The sequence below is a fragment of the Psychrobacter sp. 219-2-C genome (genome assembly GCF_049560815.1).
In the GTDB taxonomy this organism is placed as follows: domain Bacteria; phylum Pseudomonadota; class Gammaproteobacteria; order Pseudomonadales; family Moraxellaceae; genus Psychrobacter; species Psychrobacter faecalis.
In genome coordinates, this window is the sequence record NZ_CP186933.1 from 590,374 (window position 1) to 605,144 (window position 14,771).

General features: G+C 44.0%; 14 protein-coding genes. 2 read left to right on the forward strand and 12 right to left on the reverse strand.

Translation table 11 applies throughout. The features are described 5' to 3' along the window. Positions 1 to 14: 14 nt before the first annotated feature. The 8 genes from ACPEGP_RS02405 to ilvA all read right to left on the reverse strand — a co-directional run bounded on the left by ACPEGP_RS02405 (position 15) and on the right by ilvA (position 7,146). Positions 15 to 989: a sulfite exporter TauE/SafE family protein gene (locus ACPEGP_RS02405; RefSeq protein ID WP_201542734.1), complete on the reverse strand. Its 975-nt coding sequence runs from the start codon at positions 987 to 989 to the stop codon at positions 15 to 17. A gap of 169 nt (positions 990 to 1,158) precedes the next feature. Continuing rightward, the gene (ccoS, locus tag ACPEGP_RS02410) at positions 1,159 to 1,398 is read right to left on the reverse strand and encodes a cbb3-type cytochrome oxidase assembly protein CcoS (protein WP_068405191.1); all 240 of its coding nucleotides are present in this window, start codon (positions 1,396 to 1,398) and stop codon (positions 1,159 to 1,161) included. Positions 1,399 to 1,546: 148 nt separating this feature from the next. Then, positions 1,547 to 2,323 (reverse strand): YdcF family protein, encoded by a 777-nt coding sequence (locus tag ACPEGP_RS02415; RefSeq protein ID WP_201590916.1) that lies wholly within the window; start codon positions 2,321 to 2,323, stop codon positions 1,547 to 1,549. Then, complete coding sequence (murB, locus tag ACPEGP_RS02420; protein WP_423813815.1) at positions 2,313 to 3,461, reverse strand: UDP-N-acetylmuramate dehydrogenase; 1,149 nt, start codon at positions 3,459 to 3,461, stop codon at positions 2,313 to 2,315. The genes ACPEGP_RS02415 and murB overlap by 11 nt, the downstream gene beginning before the upstream one ends. 143 nt (positions 3,462 to 3,604) lie before the next feature. Then, the gene (locus ACPEGP_RS02425; protein WP_102077558.1) at positions 3,605 to 4,102 is read right to left on the reverse strand and encodes a low molecular weight protein-tyrosine-phosphatase; all 498 of its coding nucleotides are present in this window, start codon (positions 4,100 to 4,102) and stop codon (positions 3,605 to 3,607) included. Between the two features lie 191 nt (positions 4,103 to 4,293). Continuing rightward, positions 4,294 to 4,734, reverse strand: a complete 441-nt coding sequence (locus ACPEGP_RS02430) for an RNA-binding S4 domain-containing protein (protein WP_423813816.1) — start codon at positions 4,732 to 4,734, stop codon at positions 4,294 to 4,296. Positions 4,735 to 4,851: 117 nt separating this feature from the next. Continuing rightward, complete coding sequence (locus tag ACPEGP_RS02435; protein WP_423813817.1) at positions 4,852 to 5,502, reverse strand: FMN-binding negative transcriptional regulator; 651 nt, start codon at positions 5,500 to 5,502, stop codon at positions 4,852 to 4,854. Between the two features lie 90 nt (positions 5,503 to 5,592). Then, positions 5,593 to 7,146, reverse strand: coding sequence for a threonine ammonia-lyase, biosynthetic (ilvA, locus tag ACPEGP_RS02440; RefSeq protein ID WP_068405198.1), 1,554 nt, complete (start codon positions 7,144 to 7,146; stop codon positions 5,593 to 5,595). A 361-nt stretch (positions 7,147 to 7,507) separates the two neighbouring features. Between ilvA and rpiA the strand changes: the two genes are divergently transcribed. Then, a complete protein-coding gene (gene rpiA, locus ACPEGP_RS02445) occupies positions 7,508 to 8,167 on the forward strand; it encodes a ribose-5-phosphate isomerase RpiA (protein WP_068405199.1) in 660 nt (219 codons plus the stop codon). Between the two features lie 159 nt (positions 8,168 to 8,326). Here rpiA and argF read toward each other — a convergent pair whose 3' ends face one another. From argF to dnaB, 3 genes are all read right to left on the reverse strand, one after another. Beyond that, entirely contained in the window at positions 8,327 to 9,250 is a 924-nt protein-coding gene (gene argF / locus ACPEGP_RS02450; RefSeq protein ID WP_144296248.1) for an ornithine carbamoyltransferase, read from the reverse strand. A gap of 207 nt (positions 9,251 to 9,457) precedes the next feature. Beyond that, on the reverse strand, positions 9,458 to 10,582 hold the full coding sequence (gene alr / locus ACPEGP_RS02455) for an alanine racemase (RefSeq protein ID WP_423813818.1): 1,125 nt from the start codon (positions 10,580 to 10,582) through the stop codon (positions 9,458 to 9,460). A gap of 187 nt (positions 10,583 to 10,769) precedes the next feature. Further along, the gene (dnaB, locus tag ACPEGP_RS02460) at positions 10,770 to 12,173 is read right to left on the reverse strand and encodes a replicative DNA helicase (RefSeq protein ID WP_068405205.1); all 1,404 of its coding nucleotides are present in this window, start codon (positions 12,171 to 12,173) and stop codon (positions 10,770 to 10,772) included. A 359-nt stretch (positions 12,174 to 12,532) separates the two neighbouring features. Between dnaB and pdxA the strand changes: the two genes are divergently transcribed. Further along, positions 12,533 to 13,624, forward strand: coding sequence for a 4-hydroxythreonine-4-phosphate dehydrogenase PdxA (gene pdxA, locus ACPEGP_RS02465; RefSeq protein ID WP_423813819.1), 1,092 nt, complete (start codon positions 12,533 to 12,535; stop codon positions 13,622 to 13,624). Positions 13,625 to 13,821: 197 nt separating this feature from the next. Here the strand turns inward: pdxA and ACPEGP_RS02470 are convergent, their stop codons facing one another. Next, positions 13,822 to 14,382, reverse strand: coding sequence for a hypothetical protein (locus ACPEGP_RS02470; protein ID WP_423813820.1), 561 nt, complete (start codon positions 14,380 to 14,382; stop codon positions 13,822 to 13,824). Positions 14,383 to 14,771 lie beyond the last annotated feature (389 nt).

The window sequence follows — 14,771 nt, forward strand, 5'->3', positions numbered from 1 at the left end:
TATTTTTTATGCTGCTATTGAGCAGTTTCTGGCATAGCTTCGTGATGATGGCTATTCATTTGCTGCTCATCTGTCATATTATGCATATTGTGATTCATAGCGTTATCTGCATCATGTGGCATATCATGCATACTATGATCCATCGAGCCATTCATAGCGGGCGTCATCTCGTGCTGCACATTGTTCATATTATGATGGGCGGTGGTTGCTGTTGTCGCTTCAGAGGAAGTATTGCTATCGGCCATCATAGCGGCGTGGCTGCCATGATTCATTTGAGCATGCTCACCATGTCCATTACCGCCGCCGTGGCCACCATGCATGCTAGCCATTAGCATAGGAACAAAAGCAACCGCTAAACCAGATAACACCATGATAGCGCCGTTAATTTGTCTTAAACGCATACGGCCAATTTTTTCACGTAGCCAACCAACTGTCTCGTGGGTAGCCACCAACATCGGTACAGTTCCCAAACCAAAGACAAACATCAATGCCGCACCACCCAGTGGGTTATGAGCAACGACAGCGATAAGTAGCGCACCATAAACCAAGCCGCAAGGTAAAAATCCCCATAATAACCCTGCCGCTAAAGCACGCGGGAAGGTATTAAGTGGAAATACTTTTTGGCGAAGCGGACTAAGGAATTGCCAAAAACGCATGCCGACGCGCTCAAGTTTGGCTAAAAATGGCGCACCAAGCATGGTGACGCCCACAAAGACCAAGACCAAACCCAATAGGATACGAGGCATACTGTTGCCCGTCATCAACGGCTCTAAAACAGTGGTGCCAACAAGTCCAGCAACCAAGCCCAAAAATGCGTAACTGCTTAAACGTCCGAAATGATAGGTCGCTATCAAAGCACGGCGCTTAGCAGGGCTGACATCTTTCATCGATAAACTAAATGCCGCGACCAAACCGCCACACATGCCTAAGCAATGCGGTGAACCTAAAAATCCCATTAGTAATGCCGCAACGAGTAAAGCTGTGGTCATGGGGGTTTCTCCTAAAAACGGTAAAGGGTGAGCCTGCTTTTATCCTTGCCCTAAAGAAATGATAAAAACAGTCAGGTATAAATGAGATATAAAAGGCTAAAGGGTTGAGTTTTATTGATAGATATTTGCTTTATTAAGACGATATCGGTAAAAGGTGAATCGGTAGCACTCAATCGTCGATTCTGTTGGAGTCTGCTGGATCATTGGTTTGCGGCGCTTGAGGGGTATTCTCGTTAGGTTCGTGGGCTTGAATGGTTTGGCGACGCTCTTGTCGGTCATCCAAGATAATGCGCTGCGATGCATTATCTAAATCTTCAAATTGGTTTGATCGAACCGCATAGCGTATTGCCCAGATAGCGACCACGAACAGCATTAAACTTAAAGGAATTAATAAAAATATACTGAGCATGGCAAACCTCTTTCATAGCAGTTTCTTATATTATACACTTATTGCAAGTGTTATAAATGTTCTATAAAGTTCAAAAATAAGACAGTGGATAATGGGGCAATAGTAGGTACCTAATGTTATTAAAACTAAAACAGTAAATGCCAGCTGGCTATTGCTCAGTAGGGTTTTTAGCGACATTACCTCTTGGGGTTAATAGTTGCTGCGAGGTCACATCATTTGCTTGGCGACAGTTTGTTTGCGGACGAATGACATCACGTAAGTAAGCGGCAACTTCATAAACTGCCCGCCGCGAATGGCTTAAGTTTTGCGCTGGTTCCATCCAATCACGGCGCACCGGTAAGGGCGCGTTAATCGGCGTGCTATTAATGCCATTTAAAGCAAACTGTCTGCGCGCGCGCGCCATGTGATAGCTGTCGGTGATAAGGTACACATGATACAGAGGAATGCGCTTGGCAGTAAAACGCGCATTTTCACAGGTATTCATACTGGCGTTTTCGCTGATAAGCCCGTCAATCCCATGGTCAATAAGCCACTGACCAAGCCAAGGCGCTTCGGCGCCGCTCAGGACAATAGGTAGCGGCAAGTCATGATAAGCGGTTGCCGCTGTACGAGCGCGATTAAGGCTATAACTATTGAGAATAGTTTGATTGTTATTGTCATTGGTCAAGCCGCCGCCCAACACCACATAAGCGGTCGGCGGAGAACTCATGGCGGCAGGTGGCATCTTTGGTAAGGGTAAATGTGCTAAGAGATAAACCACCGCTTGCGAAAATAGCGGGGTAAACAAACTGATAAGAACGAGAATAACGGCCGTTGAGCCAAGCAAAAAAGTGGCGTTAATAATACGAAACAGCTTTATCATACGCTCAGCTGAACGTAAATAAGAGCGCCATAAGCGTTTGGACCATGATCGCTTAGACCACATGCTCATCAAATCCAATAGAGCCGTCAGCATTTACCCAAACCGGCTCGCGCGCCAATTCAATCGCAAACTTCTCATAGACAATGTCAGCGATATGCTGCTGCGCTTTTGCCACATCCGCTTGCGTTGCTTGATAAGGGTTATGATTAGTCAACACTAACGCTTGCTGCTGATGGGTGAGTATTGGCGCTAACCCATGCCCCTTTAGACCAGCCTGTTCAATTAACCAGCCAGCTGCCACCTTAACCATGGCATCGGGCATTGGATAGCCAACGATGGTAGGATGGATGGCTTTTAGCGCTATAAATTGCGCTTGAGGAATAATAGGATTTTGAAAAAAGCTGCCGCAATTGGGTAGCTGTTTGGGGTCGGGTAGCTTCTGCTGGCGAATATCTATAATCGCTTGCATGACATCAGCAGGATTGGGCTGGCTGCGTCCTCGCTGCTCGGCATAGCGCTGCGAAACCGTCTGCACATCACCGTAGCTGGCAAGGATTTTTCTGGGATCGGTATGCAGACGAAAACCAACGCGCGTAATCAGCCAAGTATTGGGCGCACGCTTGAAAACACTATCACGATAGCCAAACTCACAGTCTGCTGCTGTTAGCTGATGCCAAGTTTGGGTTGGCAGATGATAAGCACGCACATACTCTAGACAGTCTTCTAACTGCACACCGTAAGCGCCGATATTTTGTACCGGCGCCGCGCCAGTCAAACCTGGTATCAGTGCCAGATTTTCAAGGCCATACCAACCTTGAGCCACCGTATGCATGACCAAGTCGTGCCAATTTTCACCAGCCATCACTTCGATATCGACATAACTGTCTGTCTGCGCTGTCACCCTAATACCGCGCATCTGTGGCCGCAAGACAATCGCATTTAGCTGTGCGGGCAATAAAACGTTACTGCCGCCCGAGAGCACAAACAACGGCTTAGTAGGTGCTGCCTCTTTTTCATAATTTGCCATAAAGGCATCAAGCTGTGCCTCATCCGTTAGTGTGACGACCACATCCGCTACAGATGCTAATGCCATGGTATTGCTATGCGACAAATCGACTAAATTATCCTGCGATATATTCACTGCAAGATTGGTTGATGTCGCAGGTTGAGCACTGAAATTATGGCGTAAAGCTGAGGTCATAACATAGCCTATAGGGCAAATAAACAAAAAATCATGCGGTGTTTATTATAAAGGATGAGCGGCATAAAAGTAGCAGAAATATAGCACTTTATCGCTAACTATTATTGAGTGTGGTTAAACATTTAGCGCTAAGAACTATTAAACTAAGCAGTTTTCCAACTTTCAATCCAAGCTTGTGAACTGGATTCAATACGTTCAATCACTTCTTCGAAAGCATCGGCGTCCCCTTGATAAGGGTCTGGTACATCGTCGCCGCCGTAAGTTGGGTCTTCTTCACTAAATAATGCCAGTTTGGCAAGCTTGCCATCTGTATCGCTGATACTGTCTTTTATGGCTTGTAGGTCAGCTAAGTTTTGCGCATCCATCGCCAAAATTAAATCAAACTTACGAAAATCATCAGCGCTCACTTGACGCGCGACCAGCTTATTGATGTTATAACCATGGGCTTTGGCGTGGCGCTGTGCCCGCTCATCTGGCGCATGACCAATATGCCAGTCTCCCGTACCTGCTGAATCCACTTTCATCGCCAGCCCTGCAATCGCTGCTTGCTGACGGAAAATCTCTTCGGCGGTCGGTGAACGGCAAATATTCCCCAAACAAACCACTAGAACAGAGGAAGGAGTAGACGCTTTGATTGGCATATAACGACCTTTTATCACAACAAAAAAACATGCCATCAAGACCAGCATAATAATGCGGTTGCTTAGCATGTTATCGAATAAATGAATTGGTGGTTAGCGTAACGGTTAATACCTTGAATGGCAAGAGCAGAGGTAAACAATAGGGTCACGCTAGGCAATAAATAATAGAATACTGCTGTTACTGGCAGCCTTTATTCTTGCTTGTTTTTAAAGCGTTGTAAATCACGACGCTCTTTTTTATTGGGTTTATTATCAGGGCGGGCAAGATTGGCCAGTTTGCGCTGTTCGGCATAGTAGGCGCGGCGCTCTTCGCTTTCTTCAGTCTCAGAATACAGCGCTTGGGCGGCAGTTGCATTACCACGTTGGGCACTTAGCGCTTCGACAACCACGGTTTTTTCAGTCATGGCGGTGGCTGAGCCTTGGCGAATACTGAGCTCATCTCCGATTGCAATCTCTTTACTGGTTTTGACACGGCTCCCTGCATAATGGACGCGACCGCTTTCGATAGCTTCTTTGGCAAGAGTGCGAGTGCGATAAAAACGCGCAGCCCATAACCATTTATCAAGACGCATACGTACCGTATCTGGTTGGCTATGGCTTGACTGATTATGGTTTTTGTTATGTTTACTCATCAAAACCTCATAAATATCAATAAACTAAGATAATAATGGTGGTTTTTTTGGGAATTAAAAGAGTGATAAGTGATTAAAGTTTTTCAAAATGGGTTTTTGTGGTGAATAAGTAAAAAATTAGCCTTTATTCTGATGTGTAACTTTAATAGCCATTTCTTTAGCGTCATTTGTACGTAAATTCTCTAAGCCGTTTATCACCCCTGTGATGTTTTCTACAGTTTTATTTTGGCTTAATTTAAATTGGGCTTGTATCGAATTAATAGACAATCTAAAGCCAATAATACCGCGACACATGGCATCGATATAAGCAGCTGGTGCGTCATCTAACGACCAAGGATTATCGTTTATTACTTCTTGTTGCGCGGTCATGCTAGCTAATATCCATTTAAGGGTATCAGTGTCTTCAAGCAGCTCAATTTTAGATTGAATATGGATGCTTTGATAGTTCCATGTCGGCACTTCTTTATGAGTTTTGGCTTTGCTAGGATACCAGTTAGGGCTGATGTAGTGTCCAGAATCTTGAAAGATAATTAACCATGAGCTGTCTGCTAAAGCCTGTTGGTAAACAGGGTTTTTGCGACCAAAATGACCATAAAGGTAGCCGTATTGAAAATTGATGTTCGTATCATCTTTATACCAAAATAACGGTATATGGCAGGCTTCCATACCATCATTGGTTTGGGCAATCAAAGTTGCTAACGGATTAACGGCGATAAATTTAATAATATTGTCAAAATTGTCTTCGGCAAAAATAGTAGGGATATGCATCGCGTTCTCAATATTAGTAAGCGGCCAATCCTATTGGGGTAGGCCGCTTAAAATATGCTGTTATTGTTTTTGCTAAAACTATATCTAAAATTACTTTAAAAATAACTGATAGCCGATATTGTCATTGAGCATGGTGCAGTCATAGCCGATATCAAGAAGCGCGTCTTGTAGCTGGCGAGAGTTGCCCTCAGAAGCTTGTAAGCCAACCAATACGCGACCTTCAGCGGCACCGTGGTTGCGATAATGGAATAAGGTAATATTAAAGTCATCGCCCAATTTTTCTAAAAAGGTCAATAAAGCGCCCGGACGTTCTGGGAATACTACGCTTAATAATTGCTCATTTTCGACATGGGCATGACCGCCAATCAAATGACGAATATGAGATTTGGCGATGTCATCATCGGTTAAATCATGCGCTTCATAGCCATCGGCTGCCAATTGGTTGCTAATCGTTTGACGCTCTTTCTCACCTTCTTTTAAGGCGATACCGACAAAAATAGACGCAGGTTCCATAGAGTCGGGTGATTTTTTGCTATCGGCACGATAGTTAAACTCGGTGATATTACGGCCATGTAGGCTGCGGCAAAAGTTTAAAAACGCGCCGGTTTGCTCAGGAATCGTTACGCCAAAGATGGCTTCTTTTTTCTCACCAATCTCCGTACGCTCGGCGATATAGCGCAAGCGGTCAAAGTTCATGTTGGCACCGCAGATGATACCAACGCAGTTTTTGCCTTGCAAATTGTTGGCTTCGATATATTTTTTCATGCCTGCAACGGACAAAGCACCAGCAGGCTCAACGATACTACGGTTTTCTTCAAAGATATCTTTCACCGCCGCGCAGACTTCATCATTGGTACAAGTGACCACGTCAGTCTCGACTAAAGGACCTGACGCATCGCCCTTTTGCATACGCACGATATCAAAAGGCAGCTCGCCAATTTGAGCAACGGCGACACCATCGACAAACAGTCCGACTTGTTTGAGTTTAACCCGTTCATTCGCTTCAAGCGCCGCCTTAAGAGATGCTGATTGTTCTGCTTCGACCGCAATAACTTTGACATGCGGCGCCACCTCACCCAAAAATGCTGCCACGCCAGAAATCAAACCACCACCGCCCACAGCAACAAAGACATAATCCATGTTGCGCCATTGCTGGGTCAATTCCAGGCCAATAGTGCCTTGTCCTGCAATCACCAATTCATCATCATAAGGCGGGATAAAGGTTAAACCCTCGGTCTCAGCACGATTAATTGCATAACGGTTGGCTTCATCAAAGCTGTCGCCATGCAAATCGACATTACCGCCAAGCGCGCGTACGGCATCGACTTTGATATCCGGTGTGGTGGTTGGCATCACGATAATGTTATTTAAGTCAAGCTTACGAGCAGAGTAGGCAACGCCTTGTGCATGATTACCTGCCGAAGCACAAATGACGCCACGCGCTTTTTGCGCATCGCTCAATTGGCTAATACGGTTATAAGCACCGCGCAACTTAAAGGATTTAACCGGTTGCAAATCTTCGCGCTTAAATCGAATATCATTAGCAAAACGTTGGGTCAGCTTCGGTGCAGCTTCAAGTGGTGTTTGAATGGCGACGTCATAGACGGTGGCTTGCAAGATGGCTCGTACCCAATGTGACAGCATAATGTTTCCTAAACAAAGTGAAGATGAATAAAAGAAGTGCAAATGGTTATAAATTGGTATTTAATAATAAACAGCAATAAACCAGTAAAGATAAGCACAAAAACGAAATAGATTAGCCTATGCTGATTTTCACTATCTTGCAAGACACAATTGCAAATTTCGTCGAGAGTTTATTAAAGTTTAAATGCTCATTTATGAATACATTAAAGTAAGTATGCGTAATGAGAGGGTTCAATGAGTATTTAGAATAGGTTTTACGCTAACATCGCTTAGAGCCATCGGTTATAATAAGCGCGCCTTTTACTTCCTTTATCATTTTAGCTCTTTTAGAGTAAGACGTTTATTTTTCCAAGGATTTATGATGAGTGATCAGCAAGCACAAAAGCAAGCCGCAGCCAAAGCTGCCCTCCGCTATATCGAAGATGACATGATACTTGGCGTAGGGACAGGCAGTACGGTAAATTGTTTGATTGAGTTATTGCCGACGTTAAGGCTTGCTGGCGCGGTCGCAAGCTCACAGGTCACCGAAGATAAACTACGCGCCTTGGGTATCGACATCGTCGATTTAAACTTTGCCGGTCAGCTTGATGTTTATATCGATGGCGCTGATGAGGTAAATGAACATTTGCAATTGATTAAAGGGGGCGGCGGCGCGCTCACACGTGAAAAAATCGTCGCTGCGGCATCCAATAAATTTGTCTGTATGGTTGATGAAAGCAAAAGTGTGCAATGCTTGGGGCGCGAATTTCCCGTACCGATAGAAGTACTGCCACAAGCGCGCTCGTATGTAGCGAGGCAATTAGCGCGTTTGGGCGGGGAGCCGGTTTATCGTGAAGATTTTGTCACCGATTATGGTAATGTGATTTTAGACACCTATGATTTAGATGTCAGTAATCCGTTGGCGTTTGAACAAGAGTTAAATAATATCGTTGGTGTGGTCTGTAATGGTATCTTTGCTGCCAATCAAGCCGATGTGCTGCTTAGAGCGGGCAGTGATGGGGTGACAACTTTGACGCGTTAATGCATTATTGATAGAATTTAATGCTATAACTTATCGCTAAATAAAGTCATAAACAATAAAAAGGCAGCGCATTAAAATATGCGCTGCCTTTTTCGTATCTGTTCATCTGCTGCTTGCTGGTTTAGCAAAATATCACGATATGTTTTTAACAACCTATTTTTAGGCAGGTAGCTTAATTTTGTCTTTTAATAAAAATTCCATCAAGGCTTTTTGCGCATGTAATCGGTTTTCAGCTTCGTCCCAAACCACTGAGCGTGGATCATCAAGCATATCGTGAGAGATTTCTTCGCCGCGATGCGCAGGTAAGCAATGCATAAATACCACTTCGGGGTCAGCTTTATCAAGCAGTGATGGCGTGACTTGATAGGGCGCAAAACGGCGTGCGCGAGTGTTTTGTTCAGACTCTTGCCCCATACTTGCCCAAACATCGGTGACGATTAAGTTTGAATCTTTTGCTGCATCTTGCACATCTTCGACCAAGCTCACGCAATGTGAGAAGCGCTCCATCAGCTCAGGATCAGGCTCAAAACCATAAGGAGCAGCAACACGCAGCTCAAAGCCAAACTGATTGGCCGCTTGCATGTAAGAGGCACACATATTGTTGCCATCGCCAACCCAAGTGACGATTTTGTTTTCGATACTGCCGCGATGCTCATAATACGTTTGCATATCAGCAAGCAGCTGGCATGGATGAAATTCGTCAGTCAGGGCGTTAATGATAGGCACACTTGAGTATTCGGCAAAGGTTTCAACTTTTTCGTGGCCAAAGGTACGAATCATAATGATATCGACCATGCTTGAGATAACGCGCGCCGAATCTTCTAGCGGCTCACCGCGCCCAAGCTGCGTGTCGTTTGGCGACAAAAAGATAGCGCTGCCGCCAAACTGTCCCATACCCGTCTCAAATGAGATACGTGTGCGAGTGGATGATTTCTCAAATATCATGCCAAGCGTGCGCCCAACGAAGGGCTGATATATCTCGCCGGCATGTTGCATTTTGCGTAATTCACAAGCGCGTTTGATGAGGTTTTCTAGTTCTTGTTTGGTTAAATCAGATAGGGTCAAAAAATGGCGCAAACTCATAGTAATCCTAGCAGTCGATCACAATCGATGAAAAATCGATAAAAATGTTACGTTGTCAGTCAGTAATCATATCGCGTCAGTGCGTATACTGTGGTGACAACAAACTTTTAGTATAGCGCAATTGGGCTTAATGTAAATGTTCAATTTGCCATGATTTGGCGCTGTCTCTTTTATCTGGCAAACTGTCATGATGTTCATATCTAACGATTAGTATTCTGTTATGTTTCGAGTTGGGCGCGCGCTTAGGCGGCATAGCAGCTCATAGCTAATGGTTTCAGCATGGGCGGCGACTTCATCGACGTGCGGCGCGTCACCCCACAGTAATACTTTACTATTTAACGCCACGCTGTTTGGCACAGCGCTGACGTCAATGACAATCATATCCATGGCTACGCGTCCGATGACCGCACATGGGTAGCTTTGGTTGTTGGTATCGTCAATGACGCAAACATAGGCATCAGCACTCACCACGCGTGGATAGCCGTCACCATAACCGATGCTGACTAACGCTGTTTTGGTATCTTGCATCGCAGTCCAGCGGCTGCCATAACCAATGCCGTCACCTGCGTTGACTGTTTGTAGCGCGATGATTTGGGCGCTAAATTCCATTGCTGGCTGTAAGTCCAAATCACGCGCACTTTTATCAGTGACAGGCGTACTACCGTAAAGCATGATGCCCGGACGTACCCAATCGTGATGATGCTCGGGGAAATTGACGATACCTGCTGAGTTGCACAATGAGCCTTTTACATCGCTGCTCACCGTTTCTCGTAACGTCTGTAGCATGACGTTAAAGCGCTGGATTTGAATGGTATTTAGAGGATGAGCGCGGTCGTCGGCATTGGCAAAGTGAGTGGTTAAAATCAGCTGATAACCGGCTTTATGCAAACGTTTGGCTGCTGGAATCAGCGTTTGGTCATTAAAACCTAAGCGGTTCATGCCAGTATTATATTTTAGCCAAACCACTCGAGTGGCGCTGGTAGTCGGTGGGGTTTTTTCTAATGCCCATATTAATTGCGGCTCATGATGAATCACGCAGCTGATATCATGCTCTATCGCTAGCTGCCATTCATCGGCGGTAAATGCGCCTTCAATCAGACCAATGGTTTTATCCCAGCCAAGTTGTCGCGCTTCCAAGGCTTCTATCAAGGTTGCAACGCCGATACCATCAGCCTGTTGCTCGCCTTGTTGCAATGTTGGTAGAACTGCAGCGACGCCATGACCATAAGCATTGGCCTTGACCATAGCAAGAACTTTAGCCGTCGGTGCCAATTTTTTAACTTGCGCCACATTATGAGTAATGGCGGCTGGTTTGATTGTGATAGTGCGCATAATTGCCTTCTTTATAGCAAAGTTATTTTTATTAGTAAAACGATTTCATTAAACAAATGGTGTTATTAGTAATGGGGTAAAGCAATAAAGCCAGTGCGTCATCAATTTGGCTGATGACGCACTGGCTAGTTTTATTCATAGTCGTTTTAAAGTTAAGGCTTATTATATGTATTGTTTAGTCAGCCGATTATTCATCATTCTCAAAGCTGACGTTTTGATAGTATTCTGGTGTCAGGTTAATAAAGCGGGTAAATTGCCCTTCAAAGCCTAAGCGGACGGTGCCGATAGGGCCGTTACGCTGTTTACCGATGATGATTTCAGCCACACCTTTGTGGTCTGAGTTTTCATTATAAACCTCATCGCGATAAATAAACATAATCAAATCGGCATCCTGCTCAATCGCCCCCGATTCACGCAAATCCGACATGATAGGGCGCTTATTTGGACGGTTTTCTAGACTGCGGTTAAGCTGGGACAGCGCAATAACCGGACATTCAAGCTCACGAGCCAAGGCTTTTAAACTACGAGAAATTTCCGAGATTTCGCCCACACGGTTGCCGTCAAGACTAGGTACTTTCATTAGCTGTAGGTAATCGACGACGATAGCGCCAAGTTTACCATCATGATTTTTAGCAATACGGCGACAGCGCGAACGCAGCTCAGAGGGCGGCAGGGCGGTACTGTCATCGATATATAAATGCTTAGATTGCAAATGCTGAATGGCATTCATCATTTTTGCCCATTCATCTTCATTCATTTGCCCAGAGCGCAAGTGCGTCTGATTAATCGCACCCCAAGACGACAGCAAACGCATGACGATGGACTCCGCTGGCATTTCCATCGAAAATACCACCACGGGCAAATCTTCATTAAACAAAACGCCTTCTGCTAAGTTCATAGCAAAGGTGGTTTTACCCATAGACGGACGCGCCGCTACAATGATTAAATCGCCGGCTTGTAAGCCTTGGGTTTTGTTATTTAGCTCGACGAATGGCGTTTGCAAACCAATCATGCCATCAGGATTAGACTTTAACTCTTGAATCTTATCAATGACATTGGTCAATACTGAGGTAATACCAACGGGGCCGCGTTGCTCTGCGCGTTTATTATGCTGCTCATTGATACTAAATATTTTTGCCTCAACATTGTCCAAGATATCGCTTACCGTTTGGTCTTTGGGATTATAGGCAAGGGTCAGCATGTCATTGCCCGTGGTAATGAGCTGACGTAAGGTCGACAGCTCACGCACGCGCTGTGCATAAGCAGTGAGGTTAAACAAAGTGGCAGGACTTTGGCTCAAAATATCGGCCAAATAGCTGTCACCGCCGGCACCTTTAAGCAGTTTCTGTGCTTCCAACCAATCATGCACCATGACCGTATCGTAAGGCTCGTTGACCGCTGCCAAATGCGCAATTGCATCAAAAATATACTGGTGACGCCCCGCATAAAAATCGTCTTTGGTGACGATATCTGCAATCTTATCGTATGCCTCTTCGATGCTCATCAAAGACGCCAGCAAGGCCTTTTCAATATCGATATTGTGCGGCGGTGTCTGATTGAGTAAGTCGTCGGTTTTTTCGTTGTCTGCCATGGGTGCCCAGTGTCTTAAAAGTCAGTTTCAAAAGTCGGTATAAAATTAATTATATAAGAGTATAAATAGCTATTTGCTATCAGTATTTATTTTAGGAGTGATACGGTCAAGCAAGCGCGACATAGCTCTACGAGAGAAGTACCAAAAGGTGGTCTCAGCGCTTGCTGGTAAATGCTACAATGAAAGGCGAAAGTTTAACACATTCTAGCGTTTTTTCGGCTGCTATCAGTAACTATCTATAAAAATACTATCTGCTATGATATAAAATTTGCGTCCCCTTAAAACCTCTTGAACGCTCGTTTTCATAATAATAAATACAATAAAATCATATTCTTAATGTCAAAATAGGATATTTTACTATGCAAAAAAGACTACCATTATTAATCACAACCGGTGAGCCTGCTGGTATTGGTATGGATATCGTGCTGCTATTAGCAGCTGAGGGTAAATTGCAGGATTTTAAGCGTCCAATCTGGGTCACTGCTGATAGCGCCGCAATGCAAAAGCGCGCTGATATACTGGTAACAGCAGGCGTGCTCCAAAACTGTCCGCTTTGGCAAACTGTCGATTTAGACATCGCAGCCGATGACTTTTTAGAACAGATGTTACAGCAAATTATGGATGACAATGATGATAATGCGTTTATTTTGTTAAATACGCCTTGTGCTGAAGCCGTTGTCTGCGGAAAAATTAATACTCGCAATTCGGCCATGGTTGCCAAACAATTGGACATCGCCCATCAGTTAGCGACTAATAAAACAGTCGCTGCCATCGTCACAGGGCCATTGCAAAAATCTGCCTTAATAGATGCTGATATTAAACTGCTCGATGGCACCATGTTTAGCGGTCATACCGAGTTTTTTATGCAGCAAAGTGGCTGTGAGAAAGTCGTGATGATGCTCGCCAATCAAGCCATGAAAGTGGCGCTTGTTACCACGCATTTAGCATTAAAAGACATACCTGCGGCTATCACTGCTGATAATGTACGCCAAACGGTACAAATTGTCATTGACGATATGCGCGAGAAGTTCGGCTTAACGCAGCCACGTATTTTGGTTTGCGGTCTTAATCCGCATGCAGGTGAGGGCGGTCATTTGGGCGTTGAAGAGATTGAGATTATCAATCCCGTATTGCGTGAGTTTATTGACGTAGGCGTCGATATATCAGAAGCAATGCCAGCGGATACCTTATTTACCCCAAGACATTTAGCCAACTGTGACGCGGTCATTGCTATGTATCATGACCAAGGTTTACCAGTGCTCAAATCGCACGGCTTTGGCGATACAGTCAATCTTACCTTGGGGTTGCCGTATATTCGTACCTCAGTTGATCACGGTACGGCGCTTGATTTAGCAGGACGTAGCGGCGCAAGTGCAACCAGCTTATACCAAGCACTCCTGATGGCTAATGAGATGGCAGATGAATCGCTTATTGATAGATCTCTTGCATAAGTCGGTACCTTAGCGGCATTTGTCACGCAGTACTGGGTAACTTTGTTGTGAATAACGGCTATTTATGAATCATCAAACACGGTCTAATATAAGTGGTTCCGTTATACCAGTCTGTTTTAAGTGGTCTGTTAATAGGTTTAGAGGGTGAAATAGCTGGTTCCGTTGGGGTATACGCTATAAAAACTTTCTAGTTTAAGCTATCTAAACTCACCAAAATTAGATTTGATAAAATATCTAATGACGAAAAACATTAAGATATTTCCTATCAATAGCGCGAGAATTATGTAGGCATGACCAACATTTACGAGAAGTTGATTCTTACCTTTGGATATCTGATAAATAACTTCATCATCAGCGCTAATACTGATGAGTTGCTTGTAAGGGTTGTGATACCAATATAATTTAGGAACTCTATACCAATGAACAGTAACTTCCTTACCTTGAATGAGAGTTATCTTTTCAGAAGGTATGCGGCAACCGCTATTTTCATTAGGCATTCGTGCACCTAAATAACAATTGATAATCGTGTCGCTTCCATTGCTATTTAGATATAGCCAGTACTCGTTATTATAGATTTCTCTTAGTGTTAAAATGCCTTCGCTGCTATAGATACTTGATTCATTAATCGGATATTTGTCAGATTTTCTATCTACATTCATCACAATAAGCATGTAAATAGTTCCTACTACAACCATGAAAGTTAAAAGAACAATATATAGCTTTCCAAGAGTAGATAAATCACGAAAACTTAAGTTCATTTACTGATTTTTCCAAGTAGCAGCTTGTTAAATGTATTGTTAATTTTCCATATTCCAGTGTGAGTAGCTAGGATAGACGTGTTGAGTACAAGCCCTGTATAGCACACTGACCACAGATAGAGTATATATGATCAGTACACCATGAAGTACACTGCAACTATGTTAATAACTTAAACCATTGATAACACTAGCCTACAGCTTAATATTCAAGTCCTCACTAGGGTACCATGCTTATTCTCATGATCGTCGTTATAATAAAGGATTTTAGAACAAAAATAAGGCACTGTGTCGGTTGTGATAAGGTATGGGTAGTTTATTAATAATAATGTCTCAAAAATACAGTGTAATTATGAGCTGTGCTATAATTTTGTATCACAAAGCCAGCAAAT